The organism is Candidatus Amarolinea aalborgensis, from assembly GCF_900491745.1.
Classification (GTDB): domain Bacteria; phylum Chloroflexota; class Anaerolineae; order SSC4; family Amarolineaceae; genus Amarolinea; species Amarolinea aalborgensis.
Map to the genome: position 1 here is coordinate 15,790 of NZ_UETR01000034.1, position 17,183 is coordinate 32,972.

Consider the following 17,183-nt stretch of genomic DNA (forward strand, 5'->3'; position numbering starts at 1 on the left):
GGTAGGTTGAAGGTGGGGTGGTTCTCCATGAAAAGGCTGTCCATGCCGAAAACGGCCCACTGGCAGTGGTTCGTGGCCTTGCTGCTCATCACAGGCAGCGTCGTGGTGTGGGAAACCGTCGTGCGCGCGGACAGCGTCACGCCGGGCAAGGCCGCAGCGCTGGAAACGGACAAGACGCCAGCTCGCCTGACCCTGCGCGACGGTATCATGGGGTACGAACTCGATTATCCGGCTGGCTGGCGTGTGGAAGCGGATGCCGGCTGGTTGACGACCATCTACTCCTATCAGGCCACCGACGCCGCGGAGGCGGTCGCAGCGCCGTTGAGCAAGATTGAAATCGTGCCTATCCCCGGCGCGTCAACCCTGGCGCAGTTAGCTGCCCAGCTGCAGGCGCACGATGGCGCGCCGCCCGCGCTGCGCCAAACGATCATCAACGGCATCCCGGCCGTGCGCGCGGACATCGTCACCTTCAGCGGCGAGCCGGCGCGCGTCATCCTGATCGTCCTGGACGGGCAGGCCATGCAGCTCGTCGGCTACGGCGATCTGGACGCCTTCGACGCCGTGGTGTCAACCCTGCGGCCAGCGCACCCAGTAGTGTGAGACCAGAGATCGGAAATTCGAGATCAGAGATCAGAGACCGGAGATCGTGGTGGGGAGAAATTTGTGGGCAAGGGGTTTGTGGCCTACAACCGGCGCGACCATCCCTCCCTGATCTCTGGTCTCCAATCTCCAATCTCCAATCACAGTCCTTTGCGGTAAATGCGATGTTTCTTATACCATGATACGCCGATGGCGGCCATGTCACCTTGGCTCTTGGCGTTTCGCTCTTCCACCTGCACCACGTCGGCGTGCTCGAAGCCGCACTCGCGGATCGTGCGCGCCACTTCGGTGTACAGAATCGAGTTGGCGCCGACGCCTTGATGCTGAGGCAGCAGTCCCAGACCGTTGAAGTTCACCCACTTCGTGCGTGAAAACTCACGCAGCAGATAGAGCCAGCCGAGCGGCCACAGGCGTCCCTGCGCCTTCTGGATGGCGGCTGACAAATCAGGGAAGGGAAAGACGAAGCCGATCAGGTCGTCGCCCTTCAGCACCAGTTTGATCAGACGCGGATTGGCAATCGAAAGCATGCGGTCGGCAATGGCCTGCATCTCGGCTGGGGTGATCGGGCAGTATTCCCAATTGTCTACAAAGCAATCGTTGTACAATTGGCCGATGCGGCCGATCCACTGGCGCAGCTCACGCTCGCTGCTGAACGATTTGATTTCGAAGCCGCGGCGCGCCTTGACGCGGTCAGCCACTTCGAAGAAGCGCGGCGGCAGTTCATGGCTTCCGGTCAGGTAGCCGGAGTAGAAATCGGTCTCTTTGACAAACCCCAGGCGTTCCATGAAATCGTTGTAGTACGCGTAGTTGTACGGAATGCCCATCGCGGGGCGATGCTCGAATCCCTCGGCCAGCATGCCCAGGCCGTCGCCCTGCAGGAAGCCCTTGGGCCCGATCAGCGTAGCGAGGCCTTGCGCACGCGCCCAGGCCTGGCCGACGTCGAACAGCGCCTGCGCCACTTCCAGATCATTCACCACATCGAAATAATAAAAGAAGGCGATGCGTTGGCCGTGGTGGCGATTGTAGTTGCGGTTGTTCATCACCGCCAGGCGCCCGACCACTTCCCCGCGATGCTCGGCGATCAGAAACTCAGCGTCCGAATACTCATAGAATGGATGCTGCTCGCGGTTGAGGACGAACCGCATCTCCTGCCACAGGGGCGGCACCCATTGGGAGCAGGTGCGATAGAGCTCAAAGGGGAACTGGACAAAACGGTTGACTTCTGCACGACGCGCAGTGTCAATACGACGAATCTGCATAGACTACTCCTTACCCGGACGAGCCGGAATTGGCAGAGCAGGCGCAGCCACGAATTACACGAATTTTACGAATTGCTCCTGCCGTCTTCGTGACATTCGTGTAATTCGTGGCAGAAGAACCTGTCCTATGCGCGCAAGAACTCTACTGCTTGGCCACGGCGCGGCTGATGGCTGCAACCCGCGCGCGGCGTCATGCCTGCACAAAGAAACTGACGCCCAAGATGCCTGGCCCGCCGTGGGTGACGATGGCGGGCGGCACATCGAACAGCGGCAGCGGCGGCAGGTTGAGCGGAGTGCGCAGCTCCTCGGCCAGCGCCAGCGCCTGTTCTGGCGCATCGGCGTGCATCACGCACAGGTGGCCGCTGCCATCGCGGGGAATCTGCGAAAACACCAATTCCTTGATGCGCGCCAGGGCGCGCTTGTGCGTTCGTTCGCGCTCCAGAACTTCGACGCGACCGTCACGCATTGTCAGAATGGGCTTGATCTGCAAGACGCTGCCCAGCAGCGCGGCGGCGCCGCCGATGCGGCCGCCCTTGGCCAGGTATTCCAGCGTGGCCACCAAAAAGTAGAGGCGACAGCGCGGAATCATGGCCCGCACATGGCTTTCGATGTCGTCGGCGGTTGCCCCGGCCGCCGCCATCTGCACCGCCTCCTGCACCAGGGTCGCCAGCGGCGCCGCCACCACGCGGCTGTCAATCACGCGAATATCTGCGCCGGGGAACTCCTGCGCGGCGGTCAACGCTGAGCGCACGGTGCCGCTCACCTCGGACGACGGATGGATGCACACGATCGCTTCGCCGGTTGGCGCCAGGCGGGCGAACTCGCGCACGAACAACTCCGGCGGCGGCGCCGCGGTCTTCGGCAGCGTGCGTTCGCTGCGCAGGCGCCGCATGAAAGTTGCCTTGTCCAAATCTACCCCTTCCAGGAAGGACTCCGTGCCGAAGTTGATGACCTGGGGAATGATCGGGATACCGAGCTGCTGCACCATCGTCTCCGGCAGCGATGCCGTCGTATCGGTGATAATGTGGACCATGAGGCCTGTCTCCTGTCGGTTGCAAAGAATCGCAATTCCATTTCCTTTCCATTATGCCACCACCTGCGCCGAAAGCGCAATTATGGGCCGCTGGGCTTCGCAAGTCCGCACAGCCGCCTTCCGTGTTGGCCCGCGGCGACCCAGGCGCGTACAGGGGCGCGCCCGTGCTGCCCTAACCCTTTTACGCCTCGCCCGTCTCGGCGTCGGCGCGAGGGGGAGCAAGAGGATGAACTAACCTGCGCTGTATCATGTTCAGGATCAAGACAGGCGCTGTATAATGTAGGTTACATCGTTGTTCTTATGCTGCTTTCGGCATGAACCCGGCTTTGGTCGGTGCAGCACTGTTGTCCACGGAAGTGGTCTTCCAGAGAATCCACGCCCCGGCCTCCAGTACCCTGCTTCTTGCGACCTTGGCTGCCATGAAATCGGTTGGTTCCCGGAGAACAGCCGGCTATGCGCAAGCAAATGATTGGATCTATCGTTACAGCTACACGAACCCCATCACATACGGCAACACCGACGGTAACGCCCACGACGCGCCCATCGAAAACCGCCTATTTGCCGCTCATCACGCGCACGCGTTGACCTCCCCCGGTCATTGATCCGTATGGTAACGGTATTGCCGGGCATGCCAGCTCGGCGGCCGGCGAAGAAGGAGCAAGCAGACCATGTCCCGTTCATTTCCTGCCTTTCGTTTGTGCACATTTCTCGTCGTTATGTCTCTGTTGGTCAATCCGCTGCCGGGTCCACTGCCAGTGAGCCAGGCACAGGGTACACTGCCGTCGGCTGACGGCGGCCTGTATCGCACGCGTGTCCATTTGCCATCCACTGTCACGCGTGATCGCCTTGACACGATGGGCGTCGTGGTCTTGGCGGACAACGACCCGGAGTTGCTCGTCCTGGTGGATGGCGACCAGTTGACCGACTTGGCGCGCCTGGGTTTCGAGCCGCGGATGACCGATGATCTAGCTGTGCTATTAGCCGAAGCTGCGCCGGGGAAGGCCTGGCTGGGAGCCAGCCTGCAGCCGCTGCTGGCTGCGGCGCGTGCGGTCGTGACCGCCGAGAAGGCGGGATCAGGGAAGACCGACGCGCTTGCCACGCTCCGCGGGGCGATGGCCGACCTGAGCAGCGAGCAGCGCGCAGGTATCAGTGCGCTCAACAGCGTGGATGACGACGCGGACGGGCTGACCAACACCGAGGAAGCCTGGTGGTGCACCGATCCGCTCAATGCCAACAGCGACGGCGATGCGCAGGCCTACAGTGACGGCACGGAAGTGGACGCCTTGCTCGACTTCACGCTGTCCCGCACCGTTCGCTGGGGCTACGGCCCACCATTTGGTCCGCCCAACGCCTGGCCCAACTTCAACGACCGGTTGGGGACACACGTCAACGTCTGCAACGACGGCGACTACGACACGATCCCGGACTTTGCCGAGGTCTTCATGGTTGGCTCGCGTGTCCCCAACGAGACCACCGACGGCGACAAGTTCGACGATGGGCAAGAGCTCTTCGGCGTAACTTACTGCCCTGGCGCGCCGACCAACTGCGGCTATGGCAGCTACCCGGCCATCGAATACTGGAACTACATCAAAGCGACCATGCCCAACTGGGTGCGCCCACCCGGCGACAACATCTTCGTGGCGGCCTTCCCGGTGCCGGAGGTATCGGTCGTGCCCGGCTCGTGGACCGTCAACCGGGTAACGACGATCACCACGACACAGGGACAAATGACGCAGCAGACGAACTCGTATGAAACGAGCGTCATGCGCGGTCAAAGTACAAGCATAGCAGATACAAGAACATGGAATAACTGGGAAGAAGTATCCCAATCTCTCGAAACACCGGTGGGCGATGGTGCGGGCAACTATTCAGCAGCCAGAGCCCCGGAGGACTTCTGGCAACGCGCCTGGGGAGGCACGAGAGTAGTACTTGGAGTCGGTGGTGGTGTGGCCGCGGGTGCTGTAGCGGCTGCGGGTGCCGCTTTGTGTCTAGAAACAGCCGGTGGTGGTTGTCTTGTGGCCGGAGCCGCAGGGGTGGCTGTCGCTGGTTCATTGGCAGTGGCTGGACAAGGATGGCAAGATCTGTGGGCACCCAACCAGGTACAAGAACAACAGCAAACCAACCTCTACTCATACACGAACATTAACCACAACAATATCCGTACAACTACCAACGTGGTCGTACCAGTCACACTGAATCAGAACTTCGACACACAGGGAATTGTCTCATCGCTTGATGGGGTGCAATATGCAATCAATCAGCAGGGTGAGCTGCTTTCCCGTGGATTACAGGACATCAGCTACCAATTATCGCGCCCGCGTTTCACCGAGACGCATACGAATGGCCGCTCTTGGGGCGGCGCCCAGACGATCACCAACGAAGTCTACGAGGAGCACACCATCGCCCAAGGTCAGGCCTTCACCACCGGTGAGAACTGGAGCACCGCCTGGGCCGTGGATTCCAGCCATAGCGCTGACTTGACGTTCACCTACGAAGTGAAGAACACGGGCACGGAGTATGCACGCGAGCTGACCGGCGTCATCTTCAACATCTACCTGGGCGATGATACGACGCCGATCATCTCCTACCCGGCCTGGCAGCAGTTCCCCAACGGAAAGCTCGAAAACCTCTTCCCGGCCGACGCGCCGCACCAATTCACATCGAACAACGTGCCGCTGACCCTGGAGCAGATGAAACGCATTGACCTCGGCGAGCCGCTGCGCGTCGTGCTCGAGGATTTCAGCTACGGCGCGGATGAGCTCTTCTACCAGGACGCGGTCACCGGCGGCCTGACCGTTTTCATTGAAGACGGTGTGGATGATAACGACGAGACGGTGGACAGCTACGTCATCCCGACCTGGGGCGTGGAGAGCGTGCAGGACGTGCTGACGCGTTACTTCGCGGCCAGCTACGACGTGGATGGCAACCTGAGTTCGCTGCGAACCCCGGAGTTCAACGGCATCAACCCGCCCACCTGGCACGAGCATTTCCTGTCCGACATCGCCTGGTGGAACATCTACCTGACGCAGGCGGATGCCGGCAACACCCCGCTCAAAGACCTGCCAGCCGAGGCCGGCGGCGCCATCCTCTTCCGCTTCAACCGTGACAGCGACCGCGATGGCTACCAGGATCGGGTCGAGCTGCGTTACGGCACCGACAAGGACGACCCGGCCGACCACCCACAGCCGGAGATCCTGGCTGGTTATGTGAAAGAACAGACCGGCAACGTCGTGACGGTCAAGCTGGTGCTGGAGAACAGCGGCACCTTCGACGCCTACGGCATCGATGCCGTCATGTATTCGCCCGACGACACCACGACCATCGGCAACAACACCGTCGGCGGCAACGGCAAGGTGCGCCCCGGCCAGCACGTCGCCGTCGGCAGCCTGGTCAAGCCGCCGGGCCTGGCGCACTGGGGCAGCAGCACGGCCAAACCCTATGCGACCGGTAACTACAGCGGCACCGCCGACCGCACCTATACCTTCAGCGCATCCACGCCGGGCGTGGTCGGCACGGGCAGCACCGCGCTCACCTGGAATGATGGATCGGGTGGCAGTGGCTCTCTCCCCGTAGGAAGCAGCTATCACAGCCCGCTGCCGCTGAGCGTCTCCGATGGATTGGAGATTGGTCTTACGACCGGCACGATTGCGGCCGGCGCCAGTTTCACCGTCACTGTGCTCACACCGCGCGACACCTTAACCTACACCGTCAACAGTGCCAATCCGACACCGCCGGTGATCGTCGTCAGCTACAGCGACCCGCAGGGCAGCCACCGCTTCATCACGCCCGTGGAGCTGCCCAGCCTCGACACCGACCTGGCGCCGTATGCCGGCCAGATGCTCAAGCCACTGGGGTTAGAGATCGCCACGACTGGGTCGGTGAATGCCAATGGCAACAACACCACGAACCTGATCGCCAACAGCCCGCATCCGGCCGCGATCCAGAGCGGTCATCTCTACGTGGACTTCGTCGCCGATGGGACGCCGGTGCTGCATCAGGAGCATACCCTGCCGACCATCCCGCCCGGTCCCACTGTCTTCCCGGTGATCTGGGCGACTGCCGCCTTCACCCAAACCTACGATCCTGCCGCGGACAACATTCTGCTCGCGCACTGGACCGACAGCGAGGGCAACATCATTGACTCGGCCGCGCGACCGTTGATCTCCTTCGCCGCCGATCCGACGCAGACTCTAGCCATGGCCGCGACCGACGCAATCTGGGACTTCAGCACGGCGGCGCAGGGCACGGTGCTCAAGCGCAGCTTCACCCTGGCGAACACCGGTCAACTCGACTTGCTGACCTATGTCAGCGCGCCGAGTGGCCTCACGGTTTCTCAAACCGGTAGCCGGCGTATCGCGCCCGCCGATCAAACCACTTACGATATCACCCTCAACACCAGCAGCCTGTCCGTTGGCCCCTACGACCAGAACGTAACTATCCGCACCAGCGACCCAGCCAATCCGACGCGAACGGTGCATGCCGTTGGGACGGTCACAGCCGCACCAGCCGACACTCCGGTTGGTGCGACACAGCGTCCGCTCGACTGGCCGACAACCGTCTCGGGCACCCAGGGTCAGTGGGTAGAGTTTGCGCACACGCTCGGTCCGGAGCCGCAGACGCTACATCCAGTGAAGGTGTACAGCCAGGATTACATCACGCTCAAGGGTGTCGGCAAGTACGCGACGGCGTTCGGCAGTGGTATGGCTTCTTATGATATGTTCGGCGATGGCCGCGACGGCGTGATGCCTTCGAGCGGCAACCTGGACAACAACAACGGCGTTGGTGTCGGCGTGGTGAACAGCGGGAGCGTCGGTTCTTACTCGATCAATGTTAGCGATGCATTTGGGGTCGGACGTATCAACCCAGGCGATGCGGTGTTGATCCACCAGACGCAAGGCACGAACGCAGGGTGCTGGGAACTCAACAAGGCGGTATCAGACTTTGGCGGAGGTACTACAACCTATCAACTAGCGCAACCACTGCGCTGCAACTATGCAAGCGATAGCAACAATCGGGCACAGATTCAACGAGTACCGCAATACACCGATTGCCCAGTCAGTGGGACAGTCACCCCCTTGACCCAATGGAATGGAAATTACGGAGGCATTCTAGCAGTGATGTGCCAGGCCACACTTAACGTGACTGGCGCACTGAATGCCAACGGAGGCCCTGGTGGAAGTGGAGGGAGTGACAACTCATACGGTGGTCGCGGTGGTGGGTTCTGGGGCGGCAACAATTCCACTGACGGGAGCCCGGCTGGTCGTGGCTACAGTTACATTGTAGGCTGGCCAGGTGAAAACCGACAGCCCTTTTACAGTGGTGGCGGTGGTGCTGAGGGTGATAACTACCCCGGCGGCGGCGGCGGTAATGGCGCGGCTGGTGGCAATGGATGGCCAAATGACGGCGGCTGCTGTTACGGCATCGGAGGAAATGTGTCACAACCTGTTGACTCTACTCTGTTGTTCTTCGGTGGCGGTGGCGGCGGCGGCAGAGGTGGCACCGATCCCGGTGGTGGAGGTTCAGGGGGCGGCATTATCATTGCCGTGGCGCAGAATATGCTCGTTTCTGGCTTTGTTGCCGCTTCCGGTGGGAATGGCGGGGGTCAGATTGTGCATCCAAGTCGAAGGAATGCGGGCGGCGGCGGCGCTGGGGGGAGCATTTTTCTCAGAAGTGGTTCTGCTACATTGGGGACAAATCGAATCGGTGCATGGGGTGGTGGAGTTAATGGTGCTACAGAAGGCCAAGGTGGAAAGGGCCGCGTTCGTATTGAATACTGCCAACTGCCCTCTGGCACTACCGATCCGCCTGCCAGCACCCAACAACTGAACTGCTACATCGTCGAGCAGGTGGACTCCGCCCCCTACAACCGCGCTCGCCTCAATCTACCCGAAACCGGCACCAACACCTACCAGGTGCAGTACGGCCGCAAGCTCAACTGGACCGGCGTCGCCAACCAGGTGATGACCCTGCGCGTGCCGGCCGGCCTCTTTACGTCGGTGACGCTGCAAGCCCTGGTCAGCGATCTGCCCAGCAACGCCTGGTTTGCGCTCGACGTGGGCAACACCGGCAGCGATTCCTGGAACGGCACCGTGGCCAATGCGGGTCAGTACACCAGCCCCAACCTGGCCGCGTTCTTCAACGCCTATTGGGCGAGCCACGGCGCACCCACCACGGGATACCTTGACGTTCCTGTGCGGGTCACCCTGGATCGGGCCGGCCAGGTGCTCCTGACCAACCTGCAGGTGACGCTCACCGGCAGCAAGCTGCGCGCTATCGGTTTGCCTGTCCGGTCGCAGGGGTACACTAACGTCACGACCAGCTTCACCGTTGGTAATGGCTCCGGCCCACTGACGATCGGCGTGGATGTGGGCGACAACGGCTCGGTGGACTGGGCGTATACCGGTTCGCCAACTTACCCCGTCAGTCTGACCACCGGCAACCTGGCGACGGCGGTCAACGCCTACCTGGCTGGTCACAGCGGTGAGGTGAATGTGCCGATCCGCATTTACTTGGCGCCATTCGCCACGTTGAACCTGACCGGCTTCAGCGCCGCGCCGGTCGGCCAAACCGACGCGCTGGTGGGCACTGGCGACCTGGCTTTCAGCGCAACTGCGCCCATGGAGACCGACCCGGTCACGGTTACAGCCACGCTGCACAATCCCGGTACGCTCGATACGGGCGGATTGACCGCAGCCTTCTACGCAACCATGCCCGGCTGGGGCGAAACCATGATCGGTGCGGCCTACGTCCCGAATGTGTCGGCGAGCGGCACAACCATGGCAGACATTGCCTGGGACACGACCGGGTTTACCGGCACGGTGCCGGTGCGTGTCGTGCTGGATCCCTTCAATCGAGTGGTCGAGACAAACGAGAATAACAATGAAGCCACCACCAATTTGACGATTCTCACCAGTCCCGACCTGCGGACGACATTGATGGTTCTCTCCAACCCGGAGCCGGTGACGAACGAAGCGGTGGACATCACGCTCACGTTGCGTAACGACGGTCAGACTTCCGCAGGCTCCGAAGTGTTGTCCCTGTACGAAGGCACTCCCGGCAGCGGCGGTGTGCTCGTTGGGGAACACACACTTGTCTCGCTGGCCGGCGGCGCCCAGACGAGCCTTTCTTTCACCTGGACACCTACTTCACCAGGAACGCGTCGCCTCTTTGCCCGCGTTGATCGAGATGGCCAGGTCAATGAATCCGACGAGACGAACAATGATACCTGGCTGGATGTCTATGTGGGCGTGGCCGGGCCGCTGCTGCTCGACAGCGGCGGCGCCAACGACCCGCCCTATTCGACGACGTTGGGCTATGGCTATCTTGATGGTCAGGTTAGCGCCTCGTGTGGCAGCCAGCCGGATCAGACCCAGCGCATTGATCCAGATGGCCAGGTGCAGTATCGCTTCGACCATCTGCTGCCCGGTCACAGCTACCACCTGGATATCACGCTATCTGTGTGCGATGGCGTAGGGCGCCGCGAGAAAGTCCTCGTGGATGGCAACCTGGTGCAGGAAGCGGTGGACCTGAGTGACCAGGCCGTGCATCGCCTGTCGCTGTTACTCGACCCCGCCCTCTACGCCGATCGCAGCATCGTCGTGGCCATCGAAGAAATCCAGGGGCACGATGCTACCGTGGCGCAAGTCAACCTGTACGACGTGTACTACCGCTACGGAGACGCCGGCGGCGCGAACGATCCAGCCTACCCGTCACCCACAGGCAATGGCTGGCTAGATGGCGTAACCCAGACCACCTGGGGAACGCTTCCATACCAGAGCCGCCGCATTGATATTGCGGATGCGAACCCCGATGACGATCCAGACAATGAACTGCGTTATCGCTTCGACGGCCTGGACCCCAGCTGGCGCTACCAGGTCCACCTGACCTTTTACCAGGGCGCCGCCGGTGTGGTGGACCAAACCGTCTTCATTGATGCGTTCAACACCGGCCCGCAAGTTGTGCTCAACGGCGTCCAGCAGCGCGATGTCACTGTTGACGTGCCTGTGGGTGCGTACGCGCAGGACGGCAGCATCGTGGTGCGTATTGTGCGCACGAACAGCACGACCAACGCCTTTGTCAATGAGATCAGTGTAGAACAGAAAACGATGCTGACGCTGCCGGTCATCCGCGACCTGCGCATCAGCAACGTCTCCGATAACAGCGCGACCATCTCCTGGCTCACCGACCTGGCTGTCAATGGCATGGTTTTCTTCGGCCCCAGCCAGACCTTGGGTCAAATCGTACACGACGATCGCGGCGCCGCCACGTCGAGCCGTACACACCATGTCACCCTTGCCAGCCTGACGCCTGTGACCACCTACTATTTCTACGTGGCCTCGGCCGATACGATGGATGACAACAGCGGCGTCTTGTACCAGTTCACCACAGGCCCCACGCTACCGCCCACCTCACCCGACCTGATTTATGGCCAGGTTTTCCTGCCCGATGGCGCGACCCCAGCCGCCGCTGCGCTGGTTTATATCACGCTGCACAACGCCGATGGCCTGGGCAGCGCCGGCGACGCCGCGCCGCTCTCTTACGTCATCCTGGCGACCGACGATGGCTATTGGAGCGTTGATCTGGGCAACGCCCGCACGGCGAACAACCAGCAGGTCTTCCAGTACAGCCTCTCTGGCGACCAGGTGCGCTTAGTGGCCACCGACGGCAGCGCATGCATGGCCGAGCAGGTTGTGGACACAGCCAACGATGACCCGGCGCCAGCCATGACCTTGACCTGCCCAACCCAGGTGAGCCACAGCCTGGCTATCGGCTGGAACCTGCTGGGCCTCAATGTCAGCAGTGATCCGATGCCGCTGGCCGAGGAGGCGCTGGATGATATTGAAGCCCAAGGGGGCAACGCCTCGGAGATAAACCGCTGGCTGAACGGCGGCTGGAACGCGCATATTCACAACCTGCCAGTCAACAACTATCCTCTCGGATTGGGTCAGGGCTACTTTGTCAAGAGCCTGGCGGCTCACGCCTGGCAGCGCAATGGCCGGCCGCCGTCGAACCCCTTGTCGCTGGTGCTCGTACCCGGTTGGAACCTGATCGGGTTGCCCAAGCTGCCGGGGGCGATGAACGCCGAACAGTTGCTGGATGGGATTGAAGTGCAGGGCGGCAACTGCTCGGAGATAGACCGCTGGCTGAACGGCGGCTGGAACGGGCATGTGCATAACTTGCCTTTCAACACCTTCACCCTGCGCACGGATGAGGGATACTTCGTCAAGTGCACGCAGGGAAGTGCGTATGTGCCGAGACTGCCGCTGGCGATGGATGCCGACACGTGGGGAAGCCCTGAGAGCGGTCCGCAACCGCCTGTGGTCGCCGATCCGGTGATTTCCGAGGTGCTGGTGACCAACCGGCGGGACGTGGCGTTCACCGTGACCTGGCGAACCGATCAGCCCAGCGATGGCTGGGTGGAGTATGGACCGACCTCCAACCTGGGGCAGTCGGCCTATGACGATCGCGGCAACGGCATGACGGCCCCGCTGCACCACGTGACGCTCAGTGGCCTGACGCCCCAGACGTCCTATTACTTCCGTGTGCATTCGGGCAACACCGTGGTGGGGCAGGGCAACCAACCCTTCGCGGTGACTACGCTGGCGGTTACGACGCCAGGAACTCCCGTAACAGCCTATGGGCAGGTGCAGTATGGCAACGGCAGCCCGGCGACGGGCGCCATGCTGATTGCACGCCTGCTAGACGGCAGCGGTACTCCCTCGGAGCCGCTCTCGGTGTTGGTAGACGGGTATGGCTACTGGGTGCTGAGCCTGCCAGAGGTGGATTGCGGCAGTACCGACGTGCGCCTGCGAGCCACCAGCCCAGCCGGCGAGGTCATCGAGTTGACCCATCTAGCCTGCCAATGTCAGCCGGCGCCAACGATCGAGTTTACGGCGCCCCCTGCGAACAGATCGCTCTACCTGCCGTTAATCCGGCGTGAACAGTGACGGCTGGGGCTACTGGGTGCTCAGCCTGCCGCAGGCGGACGCCGCCGGCGCCAACCTGCACCTGGTGATCATGAGTCCGGCCGGCGCTGAGGGCGCCGGCCATATTCAAGAGTCTGCAACTTCCGGCCCTGCGAAAGTTGCCGTGCACCGAAGAGAGGGTTCGTTATGAACGTTCAATCTACTCGCAAATCGTTGCTTGTCGTCAGTCTTCTGATCATTCTTGAATGCTCGCTACTGTTGGCGCGAGGCCATACTTCTCTGGCATCAAGACCGGTGCTGGATTGGGCCGAGGCTGTCAGTGTAGGAGCGCCATTGACCGCAGATGAGAACGGCATCGAGCGGAGCGCTGTGGAGTTCATCGAAAATGTCGGTCAGTTCGATGAAGGCGCGCGCTTCGAGATGTGGGGTGGCGACAAAACGATCTGGCTCGCAGAAGATGCCATCTGGATTACTCTGAACGCACAGTCCCTGACTGCGACGGCGCTCCTGCTTGGTGACTCACCGCCCGCGCCCCAGGCTTTCGCGGACAAGAACGCTGAGCAAGCAAGCGGCCGCGGCGTCAACCTCAAACTAAGTTTCCCCGGCAGCAACCCTCATCCACGCTTGGAACCGTTCAACCGGCTGGAAACACAAATCTCGTACTTCATCGGGAGTGATCGAACCGAGTGGCGCGCCAATGTACCGGTTTGGGGCGGGGTGCGCTACGTGGACCTTTATCCGGGCGTTGATTTGGTGATCGGGGCAGATCCAGCATCTGGCCAGAGTGCGCCATCCCTCACTGCCTCCTTGCCGTGGCGGCTGGAGACCCACTCCGGCGCTGACCGGGATGCCATCCGGCTGCGGATCGAGGGCGCCGATGACGTATCATTGCACGCAGCATCCATAGGTAATGGCGAAACGAACGAGGTGCATCTGGTCACCGCGATCGGTGCGCTCAACCTGGCGCTTCCGGCGGCCGACTTCGGGTTGCAGGTCGAAGGCAATACGGCGCAGGACGGACAGGCTGCGTTTGCCGTGCCGGCGCCGTCTTCTCATGAAGCGCTGACCACCCACCCAGCACCGCTAGCACTGGCCGATAACCCCACTGGCTTACTCTACAGTACATTCCTAGGGGGCAGCGGCAATGACTGCAACCACCGCTGTGTCTTGGCGGTAGACACGGCCGGTAGTGCTTACATTGCCGGTATGACGCTTTCATCCGACTTTCCCACGACGGCTGGCGTCTTCGACCCTGTTTATAATGGCGCCGAGGATGCATTTGTCGCCAAGCTGAACGCGGCCGGCAGCGGCCTGTCCTACGCGACTTTCCTGGGTGGCGCCGGCTCCGATTTTGCCTATAGCATCGCCGTGGATGCGAGCGGCGCCGCGTATCTGACCGGCGCGGCAAGCGCCGACTTTCCCACGACCCAGGGCGCCTTCAACACGAATGGTGGCGGCGTTTTTGTGACGAAGTTGAGTGCGACAGGTGATGCACTGGTCTATTCGACGTTTCTCGGTGACGGCGCAGGGTATGCGTTGGCCGTGGATGCGAGCGGCGCCGCGTATGTGACTGGTCAGACCACCTCGACGGCCTTCCCGACCACTATCGGCGCGCTGGACACGTCCTACAACGGCGGTGGAGACGCCTTTGCCGTGAAATTGGATGCTACAGGCAGCACCCTCGTGTACGGTACCTTCCTGGGCGGAACAGCCCTCGAATATGGCGGCGCCGAGGTAGGCAGCAACCTGGTTGTAGATGCCTCGGGTAACCTCTATCTTGCGGGGCAGACCAGTTCCACGGATTTCCCGACTACACCCAGTGCCTTCGATGCGACGGCAAACGGCTCCGGCGACGTCTTTGTTGCCAAGTTGAACAGTGACGGCACAGCCTTATTGTACAGCACGTACTTGGGCGGTATCGGCACCGAGGCTCCTCACAACATCGCGGTAGACGGCGCTGGCGCGGTTTACGTCTCCGGTGCAGTACTTGGGGGCGGCTTCCCCACCACCCCTGGTGCCTTTCAGAGCGAGTGCCTCGGTGGAGGATGGGACGGCTTCGTGGCCAAGTTGGATACCGGGCCGGGAAATCTGGTCTACGGATCGTGCCTGGGGGGATCAGGTAACGACGGTGTCTGGGGGCTTGCGATCAACAGCAACGGCGAGGTCTATGTTGCGGGTGATACCAATGGCAGCGGGTTCCCGGTCACAGAAGGTTCTTTCAACGGCGGGCCAATGGACAGTTACCTCGTTAAGCTCAGCGCTTCCGGCTCGCAAATGCTGTACGGGACCTTCATTGGCGGGACCGGCGAAGATCGCGGGCTAGACGTCGCAGTAGATAGCGCGGACAGCGTCTACCTGCTCGGCGAAACCATGTCGGCCGACTTCCCGGTCACGACCGGTGCTTTCGATGTGACCCAAAATGGCGCGTGGGACAGCTTTATGATGAAGCTGGCACCGTTGGGAGTCGCGCCAACACCGACATCCACAGCCGCACCGATGCCGACCGCCACGCAGACAAGTACTCCTATGCCAACTGCCACACCCACTGCGATAGCCACCCCTACGCCAACCGAGGCGATAGGGACTTGGAGCATGACCGGCAGCATGAACGTGGCGCGGGGCGACCTGGGCGGCGCTGTCACCCTTGCGGATGGTCGCGTTTTGGTTGCGGCAGGAAGTTCTGCAACCGGACCGCTTGGCTCCGCTGAGCTATACGACCCGACTACCGGCGTTTGGACTCTTACCGGCAGCCTGAACACACCGCGCATATGGTTCGGGCAGCCCGCGTCGCTTGCCGACGGACGTGTGCTCATTGCTGGTGGCACTGACATCTCAGGCTATGGCGACTACGCTTCGGCTGAGGTTTACGATCCGGCTATGGGGACTTGGTCCTATACCGGCAGCCTCAATATCCCGCGACGGGGCGCCCGACCCATTCGACTTCAGGATGGCCGCGTCCTATTAGCCGCAGGCGCACATGGTCTGCCAAACGGCAATCGCTTCTTGGCCACATCGGAGTTGTACAATCCCACGAACGGAACATGGAGCTACACGGGCAACGTGCATGTAGCTCGCGAGGGCTACGTGCCGGCACTCCTGAATGACGGCCGTGTACTCATTGCTGGCGGAGAGGGACCATGGAATGTCATCGGTGCTACCGCCGAAGTGTACGATCCTGCCACTGGCAACTGGACACAGGTAGCAGATATGGCCAGTGGCAAGGCTTGGTTTACCCTGACTGTTTTACCCGATGGCCGGGTGCTGGCCGCCGGCGGTTACTCAGATCAGCATCAGGGCTTGACTACAGCGGAACTGTTCAACCCTACCACCGGTACCTGGTCTCCTACCGGCTCATTGAGTCAAGCGCGGTGGGGTCATATGGCCTTCATGCTCGCCGATGGGCGGGTACTGGTGGCCGGCGGCGGTAACGAAGTCGGAACGCTCGCATCCAGTGAAGTGTATGACCCTGCGACTGGAGTTTGGTCGCCGGGTCCTAGCTTACAGGTGGCGCGCAATGGAGCGGTGCCTGCAGCGTTGCTCGATGGCCGCTGGCTGGCGATTGGCGGCGCTATTTCTACCTCATGCGAGCTTTTTGTACCGGCTCAACCTGTTTCCCCCACACCTACACCAACTGCTACGGCGACTGAGACGCCCACTGGCACACCGACGCCGACCTCAACTGCCACTGCTACGCCGGCCCCAGGTACCAACCTGGCCCAGGGCAAACCCGCCTACGCGTCATCGAGCATCTATGGACTCGTTCCAACATATGCCTTCGACGGCGACATGGCATCGCGCTGGTCTTCGGAGTTCAGCGATCCACAATGGATCTACGTGGATCTCGGCGCCACCTACGCTCTTGAGGAGATTCGGCTCTATTGGGAGTCGGCGTATGGCCGCGATTATCGCATCGAAGTCTCACCGGATGCGGTTAACTGGCAAGAGATCTATCACGAAACCAATGGTAACGGCGGTTTGGATAGCATCACAGTCTCTGCCAGTGGACGCTACGTTCGGCTGTACGGGTTGCAGCGCGCCACTGCTTGGGGTTATTCGTTATGGGAGTTCGAAATCTACAACGGGCCGCCTGCCACACCAACGGCCACGCCCACGCCGCCACCCTCAGACAATCTGGCCCTGGGGCGACCAGGCTATGCTTCTTCCTGGGCGGTCAATTATGAGCCAGCCAAGGCGTTCGACGGCAATCGCCAGACCATGTGGGGAAGCGCAGGGAGCGATCCACAGTGGATCTATGTTGACCTTGGCGTAAGCCACTCCATCGCTCAGGTTGTCCTGCGCTGGCAAAACGCCTACGCCACGAGCTATCAAATCCAAGTCTCCGGGGACGCTGTGACTTGGCAGGAT

General features: G+C 61.6%; 6 protein-coding genes. 4 read left to right on the forward strand and 2 right to left on the reverse strand.

The window, feature by feature from the left end; translation table 11 throughout:
• The first annotated feature begins 42 nt into the window (after positions 1 to 42).
• The gene (locus ACPQ6D_RS20535) at positions 43 to 600 is read left to right on the forward strand and encodes a hypothetical protein (RefSeq protein WP_423226225.1); all 558 of its coding nucleotides are present in this window, start codon (positions 43 to 45) and stop codon (positions 598 to 600) included.
• Between the two features lie 140 nt (positions 601 to 740).
• Here the strand turns inward: ACPQ6D_RS20535 and ACPQ6D_RS20540 are convergent, their stop codons facing one another.
• Positions 741 to 1,859, reverse strand: a complete 1,119-nt coding sequence (locus ACPQ6D_RS20540; protein ID WP_423226226.1) for a hypothetical protein — start codon at positions 1,857 to 1,859, stop codon at positions 741 to 743.
• Between the two features lie 190 nt (positions 1,860 to 2,049).
• Positions 2,050 to 2,892, reverse strand: coding sequence for a DegV family protein (locus ACPQ6D_RS20545; protein ID WP_423226227.1), 843 nt, complete (start codon positions 2,890 to 2,892; stop codon positions 2,050 to 2,052).
• Between the two features lie 314 nt (positions 2,893 to 3,206).
• Here ACPQ6D_RS20545 and ACPQ6D_RS20550 point away from each other — a divergent pair, with 314 nt between their 5' ends.
• From ACPQ6D_RS20550 to ACPQ6D_RS20560, 3 genes are all read left to right on the forward strand, one after another.
• The gene (locus ACPQ6D_RS20550; RefSeq protein WP_423226228.1) at positions 3,207 to 3,494 is read left to right on the forward strand and encodes a hypothetical protein; all 288 of its coding nucleotides are present in this window, start codon (positions 3,207 to 3,209) and stop codon (positions 3,492 to 3,494) included.
• Positions 3,495 to 3,560: 66 nt separating this feature from the next.
• Entirely contained in the window at positions 3,561 to 12,839 is a 9,279-nt protein-coding gene (locus tag ACPQ6D_RS20555; RefSeq protein WP_423226229.1) for a CARDB domain-containing protein, read from the forward strand.
• Positions 12,840 to 13,151: 312 nt separating this feature from the next.
• On the forward strand, positions 13,152 to 17,183 hold a 4,032-nt coding region (locus ACPQ6D_RS20560; protein ID WP_423226230.1), incomplete at its 3' end, for a galactose-binding domain-containing protein.

What these genes read in the sequence shown, in the direction of transcription:
- ACPQ6D_RS20555 (WP_423226229.1), top strand. Translation starts at nt 3,561, where the DNA reads ATGTCCCGTTCATTTCCTGCCTTTCGTTTGTGCACATTTCTCGTCGTT.
- ACPQ6D_RS20535 (WP_423226225.1), top strand. Translation starts at nt 43, where the DNA reads ATGCCGAAAACGGCCCACTGGCAGTGGTTCGTGGCCTTGCTGCTCATC.
- ACPQ6D_RS20550 (WP_423226228.1), top strand. Translation starts at nt 3,207, where the DNA reads ATGAACCCGGCTTTGGTCGGTGCAGCACTGTTGTCCACGGAAGTGGTC.
- ACPQ6D_RS20545 (WP_423226227.1), bottom strand. Translation starts at nt 2,892, where the DNA reads ATGGTCCACATTATCACCGATACGACGGCATCGCTGCCGGAGACGATG.
- ACPQ6D_RS20540 (WP_423226226.1), bottom strand. Translation starts at nt 1,859, where the DNA reads ATGCAGATTCGTCGTATTGACACTGCGCGTCGTGCAGAAGTCAACCGT.